This window comes from Nocardioides agri, from assembly GCF_013778305.1.
Classification (GTDB): Bacteria; Actinomycetota; Actinomycetes; order Propionibacteriales; family Nocardioidaceae; genus Nocardioides; species Nocardioides agri.
The window spans coordinates 128,191-147,624 of the sequence record NZ_JACEIC010000001.1; the positions used below are offsets into that span (position 1 = coordinate 128,191).

Annotated in this window: 20 protein-coding genes; 12 read left to right on the forward strand and 8 right to left on the reverse strand. The window is 72.1% G+C overall.

The genetic code is table 11. The annotated features are described in order from the left end of the window. Positions 1-19 precede the first annotated feature (19 nt). The 3 genes from HZF07_RS00785 to HZF07_RS00795 all read left to right on the forward strand — a co-directional run bounded on the left by HZF07_RS00785 (position 20) and on the right by HZF07_RS00795 (position 3,621). Complete coding sequence (locus HZF07_RS00785; protein WP_157346259.1) at positions 20-823, forward strand: hypothetical protein; 804 nt, start codon at positions 20-22, stop codon at positions 821-823. Beyond that, positions 820-2,385: an efflux RND transporter periplasmic adaptor subunit gene (locus tag HZF07_RS00790; RefSeq protein WP_157346260.1), complete on the forward strand. Its 1,566-nt coding sequence runs from the start codon at positions 820-822 to the stop codon at positions 2,383-2,385. Before HZF07_RS00785 ends, HZF07_RS00790 begins: the two co-directional genes overlap by 4 nt. A 72-nt stretch (positions 2,386-2,457) precedes the next feature. Continuing rightward, a complete protein-coding gene (locus tag HZF07_RS00795) occupies positions 2,458-3,621 on the forward strand; it encodes a sensor histidine kinase (protein WP_157346262.1) in 1,164 nt (387 codons plus the stop codon). On the opposite strand, the gene nadA is transcribed toward HZF07_RS00795, so the two are convergent. Together nadA and HZF07_RS00805 are read right to left on the reverse strand one after the other, a co-directional pair. Continuing rightward, complete coding sequence (gene nadA / locus HZF07_RS00800) at positions 3,618-4,802, reverse strand: quinolinate synthase NadA (protein ID WP_157346264.1); 1,185 nt, start codon at positions 4,800-4,802, stop codon at positions 3,618-3,620. The genes HZF07_RS00795 and nadA overlap by 4 nt on opposite strands. Positions 4,803-4,832: 30 nt before the next feature. After that, the gene (locus HZF07_RS00805) at positions 4,833-5,705 is read right to left on the reverse strand and encodes a GNAT family N-acetyltransferase (protein ID WP_309504175.1); all 873 of its coding nucleotides are present in this window, start codon (positions 5,703-5,705) and stop codon (positions 4,833-4,835) included. Between the two features lie 29 nt (positions 5,706-5,734). On the opposite strand from HZF07_RS00805, the gene HZF07_RS00810 reads away from it, so the two are divergent. Both HZF07_RS00810 and erpA read left to right on the forward strand, forming a co-directional pair. After that, entirely contained in the window at positions 5,735-6,805 is a 1,071-nt protein-coding gene (locus HZF07_RS00810; protein WP_157346266.1) for a glycerate kinase family protein, read from the forward strand. Between the two features lie 95 nt (positions 6,806-6,900). Further along, on the forward strand, positions 6,901-7,263 hold the full coding sequence (gene erpA, locus HZF07_RS00815; RefSeq protein ID WP_157346268.1) for an iron-sulfur cluster insertion protein ErpA: 363 nt from the start codon (positions 6,901-6,903) through the stop codon (positions 7,261-7,263). Between the two features lie 120 nt (positions 7,264-7,383). Here erpA and HZF07_RS00820 read toward each other — a convergent pair whose 3' ends face one another. Beyond that, positions 7,384-7,593, reverse strand: coding sequence for a hypothetical protein (locus tag HZF07_RS00820; protein ID WP_157346270.1), 210 nt, complete (start codon positions 7,591-7,593; stop codon positions 7,384-7,386). A gap of 64 nt (positions 7,594-7,657) precedes the next feature. Here HZF07_RS00820 and HZF07_RS00825 point away from each other — a divergent pair, with 64 nt between their 5' ends. Then, positions 7,658-8,641: a carbohydrate kinase family protein gene (locus HZF07_RS00825; protein ID WP_157346272.1), complete on the forward strand. Its 984-nt coding sequence runs from the start codon at positions 7,658-7,660 to the stop codon at positions 8,639-8,641. Here the strand turns inward: HZF07_RS00825 and HZF07_RS00830 are convergent. After that, entirely contained in the window at positions 8,625-9,299 is a 675-nt protein-coding gene (locus HZF07_RS00830) for a helix-turn-helix transcriptional regulator (RefSeq protein WP_157346274.1), read from the reverse strand. The two genes, HZF07_RS00825 and HZF07_RS00830, sit on opposite strands and share 17 nt — an antisense overlap. A gap of 35 nt (positions 9,300-9,334) precedes the next feature. Here HZF07_RS00830 and folE point away from each other — a divergent pair, with 35 nt between their 5' ends. Further along, positions 9,335-9,916, forward strand: a complete 582-nt coding sequence (gene folE, locus HZF07_RS00835; protein WP_309504181.1) for a GTP cyclohydrolase I — start codon at positions 9,335-9,337, stop codon at positions 9,914-9,916. Positions 9,917-9,921: 5 nt separating this feature from the next. After that, complete coding sequence (locus HZF07_RS00840; RefSeq protein WP_157346276.1) at positions 9,922-11,076, forward strand: NAD(P)/FAD-dependent oxidoreductase; 1,155 nt, start codon at positions 9,922-9,924, stop codon at positions 11,074-11,076. Here the strand turns inward: HZF07_RS00840 and HZF07_RS00845 are convergent. Both HZF07_RS00845 and HZF07_RS00850 read right to left on the reverse strand, forming a co-directional pair. Then, the gene (locus tag HZF07_RS00845; protein WP_309504184.1) at positions 11,052-11,276 is read right to left on the reverse strand and encodes a sulfurtransferase TusA family protein; all 225 of its coding nucleotides are present in this window, start codon (positions 11,274-11,276) and stop codon (positions 11,052-11,054) included. The two genes, HZF07_RS00840 and HZF07_RS00845, sit on opposite strands and share 25 nt — an antisense overlap. Continuing rightward, positions 11,273-12,370, reverse strand: a complete 1,098-nt coding sequence (locus HZF07_RS00850) for a cysteine desulfurase family protein (RefSeq protein WP_309504186.1) — start codon at positions 12,368-12,370, stop codon at positions 11,273-11,275. Before HZF07_RS00850 ends, HZF07_RS00845 begins: the two co-directional genes overlap by 4 nt. 92 nt (positions 12,371-12,462) lie before the next feature. Between HZF07_RS00850 and ctaC the strand changes: the two genes are divergently transcribed. The 4 genes from ctaC (at position 12,463) to HZF07_RS00870 (ending at position 16,868) form a co-directional block, all read left to right on the forward strand. After that, positions 12,463-13,392, forward strand: a complete 930-nt coding sequence (gene ctaC / locus HZF07_RS00855) for an aa3-type cytochrome oxidase subunit II (RefSeq protein WP_434063457.1) — start codon at positions 12,463-12,465, stop codon at positions 13,390-13,392. Continuing rightward, a complete protein-coding gene (gene ctaD / locus HZF07_RS00860; RefSeq protein WP_181644594.1) occupies positions 13,389-15,179 on the forward strand; it encodes an aa3-type cytochrome oxidase subunit I in 1,791 nt (596 codons plus the stop codon). Before ctaC ends, ctaD begins: the two co-directional genes overlap by 4 nt. Then, positions 15,179-15,577 carry a cytochrome c oxidase subunit 4 gene (locus tag HZF07_RS00865; RefSeq protein WP_157346278.1) on the forward strand — a complete coding sequence of 133 codons (399 nt, stop codon included), beginning with the start codon at positions 15,179-15,181 and terminating at the stop codon, positions 15,575-15,577. The genes ctaD and HZF07_RS00865 overlap by 1 nt, the downstream gene beginning before the upstream one ends. Before the next feature lie 85 nt (positions 15,578-15,662). Continuing rightward, positions 15,663-16,868, forward strand: a complete 1,206-nt coding sequence (locus HZF07_RS00870) for a L,D-transpeptidase (RefSeq protein WP_157346280.1) — start codon at positions 15,663-15,665, stop codon at positions 16,866-16,868. Positions 16,869-16,911: 43 nt separating this feature from the next. Here the strand turns inward: HZF07_RS00870 and HZF07_RS00875 are convergent, their stop codons facing one another. Together HZF07_RS00875 and qcrB are read right to left on the reverse strand one after the other, a co-directional pair. Further along, positions 16,912-17,562, reverse strand: a complete 651-nt coding sequence (locus HZF07_RS00875) for a GAP family protein (protein ID WP_157346282.1) — start codon at positions 17,560-17,562, stop codon at positions 16,912-16,914. 124 nt (positions 17,563-17,686) lie between these two features. Continuing rightward, positions 17,687-19,432, reverse strand: a complete 1,746-nt coding sequence (qcrB, locus tag HZF07_RS00880) for a cytochrome bc1 complex cytochrome b subunit (protein WP_157346284.1) — start codon at positions 19,430-19,432, stop codon at positions 17,687-17,689. Between the last annotated feature and the right edge of the window lie 2 nt (positions 19,433-19,434).

The following is a 19,434-nucleotide window of genomic DNA, read 5'->3' on the forward strand; positions in this document are numbered from 1 at the left end:
CCTCGACGAAAGGTCCACCATGTCCGTCACCCGCCACACCCTCGCCACCGCCAGTGCGGTGCTGCTGATCGCGACGCTCGCCGCCTGCGGGGGTGGCGGCGACCCGGAGGCCACCGACGCCGGCCCGCAGGGCTCGGCCCCGGACATCCGGGGCGGCGGCCCGGGCGGCACCCCGCCCGGTGCGTCCGGTGAGGTCGCCGACGTCACCGGCAGGACCGCGCAGGTGCAGGGCCCGAACGGCCAGGTCGCCGTCACCTGGACCGGCGGGACCACGTTCACCGAGGAGGTCGAGGCCACGCTCGCGGACGTCACCGTGGGCTCGTGCGTGATGGTCACCGGCGCCGACGAGGACACCGACCCCGAGGCCACCGAGGTCACGGCTGCGAGCGTGCGGGTCGAGGAGCCGGCCGACGACGGTGGCTGCGGGTTCGCGGCCGGCGGGCCGGACGGCGCCCCGTCCTTCCAGCCCGAGGGGACGCCCAGCGACCTGCCGAGCGGCGCGCCCGACGGCGTACGGCGCGGTTTCGGCACCGCCGGCACGGTGAGCGCCGTCGCCGCCGACGGCTTCAGCGTCACCTCGCAGCGCCCCGACGAGGAGGACCCGGTCGAGGTGACCGTCACCGCCGACGACGACACCACCGTCACCACGACGGCGGCCGCGAAGGCCTCCGCCGTCGAGGTCGGCCGGTGCGTCGTGGCCCAGGGCGGCACCGACGACACGGGAGCGGTCACCGCCACGTCGATCAGCGTCTCGGACCCGGTCGACGGCGAGTGCCTGGGCGGCCTCCTGACCGTGACGCGTCCGGACGGCGGTGCGGCGTGAGGATCCCGCGCCGGGCCACGGCCGCGGTGGTCACGCTCGCCGTCGCCGGCGCCTGCTGGGCGGGGTACGCCGCGGCCGCGGACGACCCGTCCTACCGCACCGCCGTGGCGAGCATCGGCGACGTCGAGGAGACGGTCGCGCTCGCCGGGACGGTCGAGCCCGCGGGCCGGGCCGACCTGGCCTTCGCGACGTCCGGGACGGTCGCGCGGCTCGCCGTGCGGGCGGGCCAGAAGGTCAGGGCCGGGGCGGTCCTCGGCACGCTCGGGTCGGACACCCTGCGCAAGGAGGTCCAGCACGCGCGCGCCGCGGTGGCGGCCGCCCGGGCCCAGCTCGAGGCCGACATCGACGCCCAGACCAGCGCGGTCACGGACCCGACGGACGGCGGCTCGTCCCCCCAGGCGCCGACGGCCCCGCAAGCGCCAGCGGGGCCGTCGGACCAGCCGTCCCAGCCGCCGTCCCAGCAGCCGACGCAGCCGCCCTCGGAGCAGCCGTCCCAGCAGCCGTCGGAGCAGCCGTCCGAGGACCCGGTCGACCCCGAGCAGCTCGCCGAGCTGGCCGCGCAGCAGCAGGCCGTGCTCACGGCGCAGTCGGCGGTGTCCGCGTCGCTCGCCGTGGCCGCCACCGCGCTCGCGGCCCAGCAGGCCGCGTGCGTCGACGTCAGCAGCCAGGCGTGCGCGGACGCCCTGGTCGCGGTGCAGGCCGCGCAGCAGCAGGTCTCGACCGATCAGCAGGCCCTGCAGACGGCGCTCGAGGCGCTCGGCGCCACCCTGGCGGCCGCGCTGGGCGACGCCTCGGCCGACCCGGCGTCCGCCAGCACACCGGCGTCGGGGTCCGCGATCGTCCTGGTCGCGGAGGTGGGCCCGACGGTCACGGCGGCGACCCTGGCCCGGGACCAGGCATCGATCGACCAGGCCGAGGCCGACCTCGTCGCCGCCGAGCAGGAGCTCGCGATGGCGACGGTGACGGCGCCGTTCGCCGGCCGGGTGGTCGCGGTCGACGCCGAGGTGGGCGACTCGGTGGCCGCCGGCACCGACGTCTTCGTGCTGGTCTCGCAGGGCACGACGACCGTCCAGGTCGCGGCGAGCAGCACCGAGGTCGGGGAGCTCGAGCCCGGCCAGGGCGCGACCGCCACGCCGGCGGGCGCCGACGAGCCGCTCACGGGAGAGGTGACGCAGGTCAGCTCGATCCCGGACGACGAGGGGAGCTACCCGGTGACGATCACGCTCGACCGCAAGCACCTCGACCTCCCGACCGGGCTCACCGCCACGGTCGCCGTGGTGACCGGCACGGCCACCGACGTCGTCACCGTGCCGGTCTCGGCAGTCTCCGACGGCACCGTCACGCTGCTGGACGACGGCGCCGCCACCCGGACGCCGGTCACGACGGGCATCGTGGGGCGCACCGAGGTGGAGATCACCGACGGAGTGGCGGCGGGGGACGAGGTCGCGCTCGCAGATCTCACCCGCCCGCTGCCCACCGGCGACGGGCCGCAGGGCGACTTCCCGGGCGGCCCGGGCGGGCCGCCGGTGGTGATCCAGCGCGACGTGCCCAAGCCCCAGTGAGTCGCCCTCGCGGCCCTCGACGCGCCGTACTAGCCTGCGACGCAGTAGACCGAGCCGATGGGGGGCCATGGCGTGGAGAACGCTGTCCAGGATGCGCGGCGGGTCGCGGAGATCGGGAAGTACCGAGTCCTCGTCGACCCACCGCGCAAGGACCTGATCGCGCTCACCGAGATCGCGGCGCAGATCGCCCGGGTGCCGATGGCGACGATCAACCTGATCACCGACGACGCCCAGCACCAGGTCGCGACGCACGGGTTCGACGGCGCGATCTGCCGCCGCGAGGACTCGATGTGCAACGTCGTCCTCGACGCCGGAGCACCGGTCGTCGTGCCGGACGCGAGCCAGGACCCGAGGTGGCGCGACAACCCGTTCGTGACCGGCGAGATCGGGAGCGTCCGGTTCTACGCGACCCACCAGCTCACCACGCCCGAGGGCGTCGTGATCGGCACCCTGTGCGTCTTCGACGAGCAGCCGCGCTCGCTCTCCGACGAGCAGGAGCACGCACTCGTGGGGCTGGCCGACCGCGTCGTCGACCTGCTCGAGCTCGAGCTGCGCACGCGGGAGCTGGAGCGCTCCAACGAGCAGCTCGCCGCGTTCGCGGGCCAGGTGAGCCACGACCTGCGCAACCCGCTGACCGCGGTCACGCTGTCGCTGACGATGCTCGGCGACGACATCGACCCCGACGACCCCGAGGACGCGGACAAGAGCTTCCTCGTGCACCGCGCGATCGGCGGCGCCCGTCGGATGCAGACGCTGATCGACGACCTGCTCAAGTTCGCGCGGGTCGGCGGTGAGCTCCAGCGCGGCGCGGTCGACCTGGGCGGGGTCCTCGACGACGTGGTCGAGGACCTGGCCGTGCCGCTGGCGAAGGCGACGGTCATCACCGGGGACCTGCCGACCGTGACCGGGGACGCCGTGCAGCTGCGGGCCGTCCTGCAGAACCTCGTCGCCAACGCCGCCAAGTTCGTGCGCCCCGGGGAGCCGCCGCACATCGAGGTGGACGCCGTCCGGCTCGATGGCCGCTGGCGCGTCGAGGTCGCCGACCGCGGCCCGGGGATCCCCGAGGAGGAGCGCGAGCGGGTCTTCCAGCCGCTCGCGCGCATCGACGAGGAGGTCGACGGCTCCGGCATCGGCCTGTCCACCTGCCGGCGGATCATCGACGCCCACGGCGGCCGCATCGGGCTCGTGGACGCGGCGTACGGCGGCACCTGCGCCTGGTTCGAGCTGCCGGACTAGTCCTTCTCGGTCTTGCCCGGCAGGGCGAGCATCCGCTCCAGGGCCACCAGCGCCCACCGCTCGGTGTCGGGGTCGACCTCGATGCGGTTGACGACCGTGCCCGCGGCGAGCGACTCCATCGCCCACACGAAGTGGGGCAGGTCGATGCGGTTCATCGTCGAGCAGTAGCAGACGGTCTTGTCGAGGAAGACGATCCGCTTGTCGGGGTGGGCGTTGGCGAGCCGCTGCACGAGGTTGAGCTCGGTGCCGATCGCCCAGGCCGAGCCGGCCGGCGCCGCCTCGATGGTCTTGATGATGAACTCGGTCGAGCCGACCAGGTCGGCCTTGAGCACGACCTCGTGACGGCACTCGGGGTGCACCAGGATGTTGATGCCCGGGATCTCCGCGCGCAGCGAGTCGACGACCTCGGGGGCGAAGCGGCCGTGCACGGAGCAGTGGCCCTTCCAGAGGATCATCTTCGCGTCGCGCAGCTGCTCGGCGGTGAGGCCACCGTGGGGGCGGTGCGGGTCCCAGACCACGCAGTCGTCGAGCGTCAGGCCCATCTTGAGCACGGCGGTGTTGCGGCCGAGGTGCTGGTCGGGCAGGAAGAGCACCTTCGCGCCGCCCTCGACGTCAGCCTTCTGCTCGAAGGCCCACTCCAGCGCGACCTCGGCGTTGCTCGAGGTGCAGACGACGCCGCCGTTGCGCCCGCAGAACGCCTTGATGTCGGCGGAGGAGTTCATGTAGGTGACGGGAACGACGGAGTCGGCGATGCCGGCGGCCGTCATCGCCTCCCACGCCATCTCGACCTGGGTGAGCCGGGCCATGTCGGCCATCGAGCAGCCGGCGGCCAGGTCGGGCAGGATCACCTGCTGGTCGGGGCCGGTGAGGATGTCGGCGGACTCGGCCATGAAGTGCACGCCGCAGAAGACGATGAACTCCGCCTCCGGCCGGGCGGCCGCGTCGCGGGCCAGCTTGAAGGAGTCGCCGGTGACGTCGGCGAACTGGATGACCTCGTCGCGCTGGTAGTGGTGCCCGAGCACGAAGACCTTGTCGCCGAGCGCCTCCTTGGCCGCCAGGGCGCGCGCCACCAGGTCGGGGTCGGACGCCGCGGGCAGGTCGCCCGGGCACTCCACGCCCCGCTCGCTGTTGAGGTCGGCGCCGCGGCCGAGCGGCAGCAGCGGGAGGTCCACGGTCGTCATGGTGCCCATCCTATTTGTCCGGTGCTGCGTCTAGAGCAGCGCACCATGGTGAACGTACGGCACGGGCGGCTTCATCCCGCGCAGCCCGAGATAACCCTCCTGGGTGAGGTGGAGCCGGGCGGCGAAGCCGACGTCGAGCGCCCACTGGTTCGCGCCGGTCACGTGCGTGATCGCGGCGTGCTCGCCGCCCTCGGCCAGCGCGGCCCACAGCAAGCGGGTGGCGGTGCGCCGGTTGCTGGCGCCCAGCAGCGCGAGGCGGCCGCGCTCGTCGACGTAGGCGTAGCCGGACCCGGTGGTGGTGTCCGACACCAGGAGCCGCCAGACGCCGAGCATCCACTCGTGGTCGGGGCCGTGCCCGGCGCCGCGGGCGGCGCGGTCGACGGAGTCCATCAGGTCGATGTCGGAGGCGCTGCCCTCGCGGACCTTCGTCACCACGGGCAGCAGCGACCGGTCGAGCGGACCGGTCAGGTGCATCTGGGGGTGGAGCGCGAACCCGGCCCGGTGGTAGACCCGGACCGCCTTCGGGTCCGCGGACGAGGCGAGCGCCGCCCGGGTGCAGCCGCGCGCGTGGTCCATCGCCGCGGCCAGCAGCGGCCGGCCGATGCCCGCGCCCTGCAGGCCGGGACGCACGGCGTACGTCGCGAGGCACCAGAGCGTCTCGCGCCGGAAGGACGTCACCATGCCGACCATGCCGGTGTCGTCCTCGGCCACCCAGCAGCCGGCGGGGTCGGTGCGCACGAAGTGCGCCGTCCGGGACTCCCACGTCGCCTGGTGCGCCGGCGAGCGGGGCTGCGGGTCGGGTTCGGTGACCCGCCGCTGCCGCGAGTCGAGCTCGAAGAAGGCCGCGTCGCTGAGCCTCTCGGCGGCCGGCACGTCGTCCAGGGTCATCGGCCGGATCAGCACGCCGCAACCCTAGGGGGAAGACTGGGGCCATGCGCATCCTGGTCGCCCCCGACAAGTTCGCCGGCACGCTGACGGCGGTCGAGGCGGCCGACGCGATCGCGGCCGGCTGGCGCCGCCGCGCGCCCGAGGACGAGATCGACCTCGCTCCGATGGCCGACGGCGGTCCCGGGTTCGTCGACGTGCTGCACGCCTCGCTCGGCGGCGACCTGCTCGCGGTCACGGTCCGCGGCCCGCTCGGCGAGCCCACGCCGGCGACGCTGCTGGTCCGGGACGGGACGGCGTACGTCGAGAGCGCGCAGGCGTGCGGTCTGCACCTCACGGACAAGGAGCGGCCCGAGGACGCCTCGACGTACGGCGTGGGCGAGCTCGTGCGCGCCGCGATCGACGCCGGCGCCCGCCGGGTGGTGGTCGGCCTCGGCGGCAGCGGGACCAGCGACGGGGGAGCCGGCCTGCTGGCCGCCCTCGGCGCCACCGCCGACGTCCCGCTCGACGCCGGGGTCGCCGGCCTGGCGGGCGTCACCCGTGTCGACGTGCCCGCCATCGACGTGGAGCTGGTCGCGGCCAGCGACGTGGACAACCCGCTGACCGGGCTCTTCGGCGCCGCCAAGGTCTTCGGGCCGCAGAAGGGCATCGCCGAGGACCGGCTGCCGGCCGTCGACGGGTGGCTCCAGGACCTGGCCGCCGCGACGGACCGCAAGGTGGCGCTCGCGGACGGAGCCGGTGCCGCGGGTGGCCTCGGCTTCGCGCTCCTGCTGCTCGGCGCGACCCGCGAGCCCGGCATCGGCCTGGTCGCGGCCGCCCACCGGCTGGCCGAGCGCGCCCGGGTCGCGGACCTCGTGCTCACCGGCGAGGGCGCCTTCGACTACTCCAGCCGCGCCGGCAAGGTGCCCTACGGCGTCGCCGAGGTCGCCGCCGAGGCGCTGCGGCCGTGCGTGGTGCTCGCCGGCCAGGTGCACGTCGGCTCCCGGGAGATGCGGGCGCTGGGCATCGAGTCGGCGTACTCGCTCGTCGACGCCGTGGGGGAGGACCGCGCCTTCGCCGACCCCGCCGGCGCGCTCGCCGACCTCGCCGAGCGCGTCGCCCGCACCTGGTCGCGCTGAGCGACCGGGCGCGGCGCAGAGTCCCAGGAATAACCGCGCGTGTGCGACCATTGAGGCGAGCAAGACCCCTTCCACCGACTTCGGGAGTACCACCCATGACCGAGCAGGCCGAGACCGCCACCGAGCACCGCACCGACTCCATCAACGTGAGCCCGGTCGCCGCTGCGAAGGTGAAGAGCCTCCTCGAGCAGGAGGGCCGCGACGACCTGGCGCTGCGCATCTCCGTGCAGCCCGGTGGCTGCTCGGGCCTGCGCTACCAGCTCTTCTTCGACGAGCGCAGCCTCGACGGTGACGTCGTCACCGACTTCGACGGCGTGTCCGTCGTCGTCGACCGGATGAGCGTCCCCTACCTCAACGGCGCGACGATCGACTTCGTCGACAGCATCGAGAAGCAGGGCTTCACGATCGACAACCCCAACGCGACCGGGTCCTGCGCCTGCGGCGACTCGTTCCACTGATCCACACCGACAGCAGCCCCGGACCGACTGGTCCGGGGCTGCTGTCATGTGCGTCGCACCTGACCTGAGCGTCGTCCTCGGGCCCGGATCGCGACGCTCAGGTCAGGTACGACGGTCGGATCACTCGCCGTCGAGCTGGAGGTGGAGGGCGCGGGCGAGCCGGGCGGCGGCCTCGGGCACCTCGACCTCGCCGGACTTCGGCTGCTCGCGGGCCAGGTCGCGGGCGGCGGCGGTCAGCGGCCCGGTCAGCGCCGCCTGGACGGCGAGGCAGTCGGCGCCCATCTCGGCGGGGGTCGAGGGGTCGTCGTAGGCGAGTCGCTGAGCGTTCATGCCACCGACGCTACGGGCTACCGATTGGTACTCCGAGCGGTACCGATGGGTAGTCTCCCGTGTCATGTCGCTGCTGATCGCGGGCTCCATCGCCACTGACCACCTGATGAGCTTCCAGGGGAAGTTCCGGGACTCTCTGGTGGTGGAGCAGCTGGACAAGATCTCGCTCTCCTTCCTCGTGGAGGACCTGGAGATCCGGCGCGGCGGCGTGGCCGCCAACATGTGCTTCGGGCTCGGCCAGCTCGGCCTCCGACCGGTGCTGGTCGGCGCGGCCGGCGAGGACTTCGCCGACTACCGCTCCTGGCTGGAGCGCCACGGCGTCAACTGCTCCCACGTGCGCATCTCCGACACCCGGCACACGGCCCGCTTCGTGTGCACCACCGACCCGACCGGCGCGCAGATCGCGTCGTTCTACCCCGGCGCGATGAGCGAGGCCCGCCTCATCGAGCTCGCCCCGGTGGTCGACCGGGTCGGCGAGCCCGAGTACGTCCTCATCGGCGCCGACGACCCCGACGGCATGCTCCGGCACACCGAGGAGTGCCGCCAGCGCGGCTACCAGTTCATCGCGGATCCCAGCCAGCAGCTCGCGTTCAGCGACGGCGACCTGATCCGCAACCTCGTCGACGGTGCCGCGTTCCTGTTCTCCAACGAGTACGAGTCGCACATGATCGAGCAGAAGACCGGCTGGTCCGCCGCGGAGGTGCTCGACCGGGTCGGTGTGCAGGTGACGACGCTCGGCAAGGACGGCGTGCGGGTGCAGCGCAAGGGCGAGGAGCCGATCGTGCTCCCCGCCGCCAAGGACGTGACCGCGGTCGAGCCCACCGGGGTCGGCGACGCGTTCCGCTCCGGCTTCCTCGCCGCCCTGGCGTGGGGCCTGGGCCACGAGCGCGCCGCACAGGTCGGCTGCGTGCTCGCGGCGTACGTCGTGGAGACGGTCGGCACCCAGGAGTACTCCTTCACCCCGGCGCAGTTCCTGGCCCGGATCGAGCACTCTTACGGCGCGGACGCGGCGTCCGACGTCGAGCCGCACCTCAAGGCGCTGGCCTGACCTTCACGCAGCACCAGCCGGGCTCGGGCTCCAGGCACGCCGTCGCGTCGCAGCCGAGCCCGTCCGCGACGCCCTGCACGAACGCCTGGTTGAGGCCGCACACGAGCGCGGTGTGGGCCCGGGCCAGCGCGTCGAAGGGACAGTTCGACAGCAGCACCACGTCGTCCTCGACCCGGGGCTCGAAGCCCTGGTGGGTGAGCACGCGGGTCAACGCAGTGACGTCGCCGGGCGCGTCGGCCGCGCCGACCGCGCGACCGGTCTCGGCGGCGATGCCGGCGATCGCCTCCTCGAGGGGCGTGCCAGCGCTCGCCCGCTCGACTCCGCCGGCCAGGATGTGGCCGACCAGGTCGTACTTCCGGTCGGGCAGCGAGATCGCCACCTGCTCGTCGGCCCGGCGGTAGAGCTTGCTGGGCCGGCCCGCACCCGGACCGCTGCGCTCGCCCAAGCGCCGGAACTCGGTCGCCAGCAGCCCGGCCTCGACCAGCCGGTCGAGGTGGAACTTCGTGCTGTGCAGGGGCAGGTCCAGGGCCGTCGCGGCCGCCTCCCGGCCGACGGCCTCCCGCTGCGCTGCGACGTACTCGTAGAGCGCGCGGCGCGTGGGGTCGGCGAGTGCGCCCACCCGTGCCGCCTGGGCGGCGAGATCGGTCCCGGTGTCCATTGACGGAAGGCTCCCATCGTTTCTAAAGTGCAATTGTGACTACTTTAGAGTTTCGCCGCCCGGGTGTCGACCTGCGCGCAGCGGAGGACGCCGCCGCCGACCTCCTCGAGGCGCTCGGCCTCGACCTCGCACACGAGTCCGTGGCGGCGACGCCCGGCCGGATGGTGCGGGCGCTGGCCGAGATGCTCAGCCCGACCGACTTCGAGATGACGACGTTCCCCAACGACGAGGGGTACGACGAGCTGGTGCTGGTCCAGGACATCCCGGTGCGGTCGCTGTGCCAGCACCACGTGCTGCCGTTCGTCGGGGTCGCGCACGTGGGCTACCTGCCCGGCGCGCGGATCCTCGGGCTGTCCAAGCTGGCCCGCACGGTCGAGTACCACTCCCGCGGCGCCCAGACGCAGGAGCGGCTCACCCAGCGGGTCGCCGAGCACCTGCGCACGGCGCTGGGGGCGAAGGGCGTCGGCGTCGTGATCGAGGCCGAGCACACCTGCATGTCGCTGCGCGGCGCTCGGGTGCCGGGCTCGCGCACGGTGACCTCCGCGCTGTTCGGTCGGCTGCGCGACGACGCGGCCTCCCGTGCCGAGTTCCTCGCACTGACGCGGTCGGGGAGGTGACCCCGATGACGCACGTGATCGTCGGCGGTGGACTCGCAGGCGCGTCCGCGGTCGAGGAGCTGCGCGGGCAGGGGTACGACGGCGACGTCGTGCTGGTCGGCGCCGAGCCGCACCTGCCCTACCACCGGCCGCCGCTGTCGAAGGAGGTGCTGCTCGGCAAGGACGAGCCCGACAGCACCGGCGTCCACGACGCCGGGTGGTACGCCGAGCGCGGCGTCGACGTCCGCACCGGCACCACCGCCCGGCGGATCGACCGGGTGCGGCAGGTCGTCGAGACCGACGCCGGGGAGGTGGCCTACGAGCGGCTGCTGCTCGCCACCGGGTCGGAGCCGCGCCGGCTCCCCGTCGAGGACGCGGTCTACCTGCGCACCCGCGACGACTCCCGCGCGCTGCGCGCAGCGCTGCTGCAGCAGCCGCGGCTGCTGATCGTCGGAGCCGGGTGGATCGGACTCGAGGTCGCCGCCGCCGCCCGGCTCGCCGGCTGTGAGGTGACCGTGGTCGAGCCGCAGGCCCAGCCGCTGCTCGGCGTCGTGGGGGCGCGGGTCGGTGCGATGTTCGCCGACCTCCATCGCCAGCACGGCGTCGACCTGCGGCTCGGCACGTCGTACGACGAGCAGGAGGCGGACCTGGTGCTCGTCGCCGTGGGCGCCGAGCCGCGTGTCGACCTCGCGCGCGATGCGGGCCTCGACGTCGACAACGGGGTGCTGGTCGACGCCGCGCTGCGCACGTCCGACCCCGCGATCCTCGCCGCCGGCGACATCGCCACCCACGACCACCCCCGACTCGGGCGGCTGCGCGTCGAGCACTGGGACAACGCGATCGAGCAGGGCAAGGCGGCGGCCCGCGCGATGCTCGGCGACGAGACGCCCTACGAGCGGACGCCGTACTTCTTCACCGACCAGTACGACCTCGGGACCGAGTACGTCGGGCACGTCCCGCGCGAGCACCGCGACGACGTCGTCGTGCTGGGGGACCTGGCCGCGCGGCGGGCCGTGCTGCTCTGGCACGACGGCGCCGGGCGGGTGCTCGGCGGCATGCACCTCAACGAGTGGGACGCGACCGACGACCTGCGCGCGCTGGTCGGGCAGACCGTCGACCCGGCGCTGCTGGTCGACGGTCCGGAGGCCGACCTCGCTCAGCTGGTGCGGCGGACGAGGTAGCGGCCGGGCGGCTGCTCCCCGACGTACTCCTGGCCGCGCAGGCGGCACCACGCCGGGATGTCGGTGCGGGCGGCGACGTCGTCGGCGAGCACCGCGACGACCGCGCCCACCGGGACCTCGGCGTAGCGCTTGCCGAGCTCGATCACCGGCAGCGGGCAGAGCATCCCGCGGCAGTCGAGCTCAAGGTCGGCGCCGGTCACAGCCCCACCCTGGCGCGGAGCTCGCGGACCACGTCGGGCAGCACGGCGAGGAAGCCGGCCACGTCCTCCGGGGTGGTGTCGCGGGTCAGCGAGACGCGTACGTTGCCGTGGGTGAGGACGCCCATGGCCTCGAGCACCCGGCTCGGCGTGAGCGTGGACGCGGTGCAGGCGGAGCCGCTCGCCACGCCGTACCCGAGCCGGTCCAGCTCGGTCACCAACGACTCGCCGTCGACGTACAGGCAGGAGAACGTCACGAGGTGGGGCAGCCGGTCCACGGGGTCGCCGACCACCTCGACGTCGGGGATCGCTGCGGCCGCGGCCCGGATCTCCTCGACGAGCGCGTGCTGGCGGGCGTTGACCTCGTCGCGCTCGGCGACCACGGCCCGGAGCGCGGCCGCGGCCCCCAGCGCGGCCGGCACGTTCTCGAAGCCGCTGGCGCGCTCGTCGACCCGGTCGTCGCCGGGGAACGGGCTCACCCAGCGCGTGCCCTTGCGGACCACCAGCACGCCGACGCCCGGCGGACCACCCCACTTGTGGGCGGACCCGGCCAGGGCGTCCCACCGGTCGGGGAGCGGCAGCCGGCCCATCGACGCACAGGCGTCGACGAACAGCGGTACGCCGTCGGGCAGCGCGGCCAGCGGCTGGAGGGTGCCGACCTCGTGGTTGGCGCTCTGCACGGCGAGCACCGAGGCGTCCTCGGGGACCGCCGACGCGTCGACCCGGCCGCTCCGGTCGACGGGTAGCTCGGTGGCGGCGCCCGCCCAGGTCGCGGCGTGCACGACCGCGGAGTGCTCGACCGCCGAGTGCGCCACCGGGCCGCTGCCGCGCCGGATGCCCAGCACGCCGCGGTGCACCGCGTCCGTCCCCGAGGCCGTGAAGGTGACCTCGTCGGCGCGCACGTCGAGGCACTCGGCCACGACCGCGCGCGCGTTGTCGAGCAGCAGCCGGGCGTCGCGGCCGGGGCCGTGGAGACGGCGCGGATCGGCGTATCCCCGGTCGTACGCGGCCATCAGAGTCTCCCGCGCGGCCGGGTGCAGCGGCTCCGCCGATGCCGAGTCCAAGTACCCCGAGGGGTACGCCGCGGCTTTTCTCACACCCGCAACCTACCGGCCCCCCAGCGGCTCATCCGATGCCCGGTTCCGATAGTGTTCGACCTATCCGTGATCGTTGAGAGAGAGGCTCGTTCGTGGGTCTGCAACTCCCCAGGCGGGCGGCCGGGAAGACGGACGCGCTCCGTCGGTTCGCCGCCCTGGCTGCCGTGGGTGCCGGTGTCCTTGTGGTGTCCGGATGCTCGGACCGGACGCAGGGTCAGTGGAAGCGCTTCGCCATGCCCGACCCCGCCTCGGAGCAGGGCGAGCGCATCCTCAGCCTGTGGCAGGGCGCGTGGATCGCGGCGCTCATCACCGGCCTCATCGTGTGGGGCCTGATCTTCTACGCGATCATCCGCTTCCGGCGCCGCAACGCCGACGAGATCCCCGTGCAGACGCGCTACAACCTGCCGCTCGAGATCTTCTACACGATCGCCCCGGTCATCATGGTCATCGTGTTCTTCGCGAAGACGGTGGACACCCAGAACTACGTCCTCGACGAGGACCGGCCGGTCGACAACTGCATGGAGATCACCGGGCAGCAGTGGTCGTGGACGTTCAACTACGGCGTGGGGGAGAAGGGTGACTGCGACGTCACCCCCGACACGACCGAGTTCCCGTACGAGTCCTACGTCTACACCGCCGGCACCGGCTCCGACATCCCGGACCTCTACCTGCCGGTCGGCGAGACCACCCGGTTCAACCTGCACTCGCCCGACGTGATCCACGACTTCGGCGTCCCCGGCTTCCTGATGAAGATGGACGTCATCCCCGGCCGCGTGAACCACTACGCGATCACCCCGACCACCATCGGCGACTTCAAGGGCAAGTGCTACGAGCTCTGCGGCACCTACCACTCGCGGATGCTCTTCAACGTCCACGTCGTCAGCCGCGAGGACTACGACGCGCACCTGCGGGAGCTCGAGGCGGCCGGCAACACCTCGGACCTGCCGCTCATCGGTGGCGAGTACGCCAGCACGCAGGCCGGTCTCGAGGCCGGTCAACAAGACGAGGAGGAGGCGGAGTGACCGCCACGTCCGCACAGACCGTCGGCGCCGTGCCGGCCCCGCGACGCCCGCTGGGCGAGCAGCTCGCGCGGATCATGACGACGACGGACCACAAGCTGATCGGCAAGCTCTACCTGGGCACGTCGTTCGTGTGGTTCATGGTCGGTGGCCTGATGGCCATGCTGATCCGCTCGGAGCTGGCCTACCCGGGCATGCAGATCGTCAACGACGAGGTCTACAACCAGCTCTTCACGATGCACGGCACGATCATGCTGCTGCTCTTCGCGACGCCGCTGTTCTTCGGCTTCGCCAACGTGATCATGCCGCTGCAGATCGGTTCGCCCGACGTCGCGTTCCCGCGCCTCAACATGTTCAGCTACTGGCTGTTCCTGTTCGGCGGCATCATCGCCGCCTCCGGCTTCCTCACCCCGCAGGGTGCGGCCGACTTCGGCTGGTTCGCCTACACGCCGCTCTCCGACGCGGTGCGCTCGCCGGGCGTCGGCGGTGACCTGTGGATCATGGGTCTCTGGATGGCCGGTCTCGGCACGATCCTCGGCGCGGTCAACTTCATCACCACCATCATCTGCATGCGCGCGCCCGGCATGACGATGTTCCGGATGCCGATCTTCGTCTGGAACACGCTCGTCACCAGCCTGCTCGTGCTCATCGCGTTCCCGGTGCTCGCCGGTGCGCTGCTCTCGCTCGAGGCGGACCGCCAGCTCGGCGCGCACGTCTTCGACACCGCCCACGGCGGCGCGATCCTGTGGCAGCACCTCTTCTGGTTCTTCGGGCACCCCGAGGTCTACATCATCGCGCTGCCGTTCTTCGGCATCGTCACCGAGATCCTGCCGGTCTTCAGCCGCAAGCCGATCTTCGGCTACATCGGCCTGGTCGGCGCGACCCTCGGCATCGCGATCCTCTCGGTCGCGGTGTGGGCGCACCACATGTTCGTCACCGGCGCCGTCGACCTGCCGTTCTTCTCCGGCATGACGTTCCTGATCGCCGTCCCGACAGGCGTGAAGTTCTTCAACTGGATCGGCACGATGTGGGGCGGGTCCCTCTCGTTCGACACCCCGATGCTGTGGTCGATCGGCTTCCTCACGACCTTCCTCTTCGGTGGTCTGACGGGCGTCATCCTGGCCAGCCCGCCGCTCGACTTCCACGTGTCCGACTCCTACTTCGTGGTCGCGCACTTCCACTACGTCGTCTTCGGCACTGTCGTGTTCGCGATGTTCGCCGGCTTCTACTTCTGGTGGCCGAAGATGACCGGCCGGATGCTCGACGAGCGTCTCGGCAAGCTGCACTTCTGGCTGCTGTTCGTCGGCTTCCACACGACGTTCCTGATCCAGCACTGGATCGGCGTCGAGGGCATGCCGCGCCGCTACGCGGACTACCTGCCCGAGGACGGCTGGACCGCCATGAACCAGGTCTCGACGATCGGCGCGTTCCTGCTCGGCGCCTCGACGCTGCCGTTCCTCTACAACGTCTACGTCTCCCGCCGGGCGCCGCTCGTGCTGGTCGACGACCCGTGGGGCTGGGGCCGCTCGCTCGAGTGGGCGACCTCCTGCCCGCCGCCGCGGCACAACTTCGTCACCATCCCGCGGATCCGCTCGGAGTCCCCGGCGTTCGACCTGCACCACCCGGAGGTGGCCGCGATCGAGCTCGAGGAGAACGAGGCCGCCCGCGACGGCAAGGCGGCGGACGCTCCTGACATGGAGGGCCGCGAGGAGACCGTGCGCGGTCGCATGAGCGGCGACGAGGACGTCACCCGGACGACCGACACCGACCACCCGGAGGGCAACGCCTGATGAAGTCCGAGGCCTGGATCTTCGCTGTCTGCACGATCTTCTTCGTGCTGGTCAGCCCGGCGTACTGGTTCATCTCCGGTGACTGGACGGGCACGTCCGCGCTGGTGATGACCACGCTGCTCGCCGGCATGGTCACGCTCTACCTGGGCTTCCACGCCAGCCGGATGGACCCCCGCCCCGAGGACCGCAAGGACGGCGACATCGCCGACGGCGCCGGCGAGCTCGGGTTCTTCCCGCCGTACTCGTGGTGGCCGCTGTGGTGCGCCCTCACCCTGGGTGTCTGCGTCTACGGCGTGGCTGTCGGCGCCTGGTGGCTGTTCATCATCGGCGTCGCGCTCGGTGCGGTGGCGCTCGTCGGGTGGATCTTCGAGTACTACCGGGGCGTCCACGCGCACTGAGGCTCGCGCCGCGCCGAATCGGTTCGTCGTCGCTCGGCCGCTACTCTGGAACGAGTCATCGATCGTTCGTCACGGGGGAGTGTGCATGTCTCGGAGTCGCGCGCGCCTGGCGGGTGCCCTGGCGCTGATGGCAGTCGTGTCCGGCGGACTCGCCGGCTGCGACGCCGGCAGCGCCGTACCCGGCGCGTCGCCGTCCGAGGACGCCTCCTCGGCGAGCGCCTCGCCGACCCCCCAGGTCTCCGTCGCCGCCAACGTCAAGCGCGGCGAGCAGGACGTCCCGGTCGACCGGGCGATCAGCGTGTCCGCCCAGGACGGGACGATCGCCTCGGTCGAGGTGTCCTCGCCGGCAGGCCCCGTGGCCGGCGAGCTCGCGCCCGACCAGACGTCGTGGACCGCGACCGGCCGGCTGGAGCCGGGCACCCGTTACGTCGTCAAGACCGTCGCGACGGACGCGGCCGGCGCCGAGGTGCGGCGTACGGTGCGGTTCCGCACCCAGGACCTGACCCTGGACCAGCAGACCTTCGCCTCCGTGGCGCCGCTGCAGGGTGAGACCGTGGGCGTCGGCATGCCGGTCATCGTGACCTTCGACCTCCCGGTCACCGACAAGGCCGCGTTCGAGCAGCACATGACCGTCACCTCGACCCCTGCCCAGCCGGGCACCTGGCACTGGCTCAGCGACACCGAGGCACACTGGCGTCCGAAGTCCTACTGGCAGGCCGGCACCAAGGTCGACGTCGACGTCGACGTCAACAGCGTCGCCGCCGGGGGTGGCATCTACGGCCAGGAGAGCCGCCAGGTCGCCTTCGAGATCGGTGACGCGCACGTCTACCGCGTCAACGCCCAGACCCACCAGATGAAGGTCTTCCGCAACGGCAAGCTGCTCCGCACCCTGCCGATCACCACCGGCAAGCCCGGCTTCACGACCCGCTCGGGCGTGAAGGTGATCATGGAGAAGTTCGAGAGCCGCCGGATGAACTCCGAGACCGTGGGCATCTCCCGCGACAACCCCGAGGCCTACGACATCGACGACGTCCGGTGGGCGATGCGCCTGACCAACTCGGGGGAGTTCATCCACGCCGCCCCGTGGTCGGTCGGCTCCCAGGGCTACGCCAACGTCTCCCACGGCTGCACCGGCATGAGCACCGACAACGCCGCCTGGCTCTACGCCATGACCCTGCGGGGTGACGTGGTCGAGTACACCGGCACCGACCGGCCGATGACGCTGGACAACGGCTACGGCGACTGGAACGAGTCGTTCAAGCAGTACCGTCAGGGCTCGGCGCTGGCCTGATCGGCCCCCGCGCCAGCGAGAGTCTGGCTGCGGTGGAGCATCCTCAGAGCAGGTGCACGGCGCCGCGAGCGACGAGGAAGAGCCCCAGCGCCGTCAGCAGCAGCACCGCCAGCAACGCGCCACGCTTGGCGATGAGGTCCGCCAGCACCGTCAGCCCGCGACTGGCGGGTCCCGGCGCGATCACGGTGAGGGCGAGCGGAAGCCAGGCCGGCAGGGCTGCCACGACGACCACGACCAGGATCAGCACGGCTCGGGCGGCCGCATCGAGGCCGCTCGCGGAGATCTCCTTGGCCGCGGGGACGAGAATCGCCAGGGTCGTGAAGTTCGTCGCCATCGAGAACACGCCGAAGCCGAGGGCGGCGGGCGGGCTCAAGTCCCGCTGGTGAGGCCTCTTCTCGCGACGAGGGCGATGTTGGCGCGCGAGCAGCACGACCGCGAGCGCGAGGAGCAGGCAGCCGAGGACGACGTCCAGGGTGGCGCTCAGACTCGGCTCATGCGGCAGCGAGACGGAGCGGCCGAAGAGCACCAGGGCCGACACGAAGACCAGCAGGACTCCCGCGACACCGCCGGCATAGCTGGCCGCCACCCGGCGGCCGTTGCGTCGGGAGAGCAGTAAGGTCTGCTCACTGAGCATCACCGGGCTCACCGCCCCGACCAGGGCCAACGGGAGCACCACCGCCAGCACCCTCAGCATCGACGGGATCCTCGTTGCTCACCGGGTGGCGAGGCGTCGCAGCGATGGCGGCGAGGGAGCAGGAACACCGAGGCCGCCCGACTCCCGCAGAGGAGAAGGGCGGCCACGGTGCTGTCGTTGGGGGTCAGTGACCGCGCAGGGTCTCGTCCTCGACCAGGTGGTGGCCGTCGAACTGGTGTCCGTCGGCGGAGTGGTCGAGTCCCGCCTGCAGCTCGTGCTCGTGCTCGGCGTGGTGGTGGCCCTCGTCGAGCTCTTCACGCGTGGGCTTCTGCACGTTGTCGGACCACATCAGCGTGCGGAGCCGGGTGCGCAGGCCCTCGAGGCGGCCGGTGCCGGGCGCGGCCACGCCGTTGGCGTCGACGGCCTCGTGGTGGCCGTTGACCTCCGGGTCGCGGTGGCGAGCGGTGAGCGTGTACGCCGTCGAGGCCGGCAGCGGCAGGTGGCGCTCGGTGTAGCCGCCCTCGGGCGACCGCATGATGATGCCGGTCTCGTACCCGTGCAGCAGCGTCTCGTTGTCCTTGCGCTGCAGCGAGATGCACCACCGTCGCGTGATGATGAACGCGAGGACCGGTCCGATGACCACCGCGGCACGCATGAAGTACGTGATCTGGTTGATCGAGAGGTGCAGCCTGATCGCGATGATGTCGTTGCCGCCGGCCGCCCAGAAGAGGCCGTACATCGTCATCAGCGCGACCATCGTCGCGGTCCGGGTCGGCGCGTTGCGCGGGCGCTGGAGCAGGTGGTGCTCGCGCTTGTCGCCGGTGACCCAGGCCTCGATGAACGGCAGCAGCAGCAGGATGATGAACATGACGACCGGCAGGATCAGGATCGGCAGCATCACGTTCCACGAGATGGTGTGACCCCAGATCTCCGACTCGATGCCCGGCATGATGCGCAGTGCGCCGTCGGGCCAGCCCATGTACCAGTCGGGCTGCGAGCCCGCGGTCACCTTGGACGGGTCGTAGGGGCCGTACTTCCACACCGGGTTGATCGACAGCAGCCCGCCGAGGAGGGCGGTCACGCCGAAGACGATGAAGAAGAAGCCACCGGCCTTGGCGGCGTACACCGGGAGCATCGGGTAGCCGACGACGTTCTTCTCGGTGCGACCGGGGCCAGGCCACTGGGTGTGCTTGTGGTACACGAGCAGCAGCATGTGCGCCGCGACCAGGGCCAGCAGCAGGCCGGGGATCAGCAGGATGTGCACGACGTAGAGGCGCGGGATGATCGACTCACCGGGGAACTCGCCGCCGAACAGCAGGAACGACATGTAGGTGCCGACGACGGGGGAGGCCTTGATGAAGCCGTCCGCCGCGCGGATGCCGGTGCCCGACAGCAGGTCGTCCGGGAGCGAGTAGCCCGTGAAGCCCTCGAGCGTGCCGAGGATGAGCAGCAGGCAGCCGATCACCCAGTTGAGCTCGCGCGGCTTGCGGTGCGCGCCGGTGAAGAACACGCGGAGCAGGTGGATCATCATCGACGCCACGAAGAGCATCGCGGCCCAGTGGTGCATCTGCCGCATGAGCAGGCCGCCACGGACGTCGAACGAGATGTTCAGGCTCGAGGCGAAGGCCTCGGACATGTGCACGCCGCGGAGCTGCTCGTAGGTGCCGTTGTACTGCACCTCGCCCATGCTCGGGACGAACCACAGCGTCAGGAACACGCCCGTGAGGAGCAGCACGACGAAGCTCCACAGAGCGATCTCGCCGAGCATGAAGGACCAGTGGTCCGGGAAGACCTTGCGCAGGTTCTTCTTGCCCATCGCGGCCAGGCCCAGGCGCTCGTCGGCCCAGTTGCCCAGTGCGCCGATCTTGCTCGGCTTGGATGCCGTCGCCGCGGTCGTCGCGTTGCTGGTGGCGACCTTGCTGGTGTCCATGA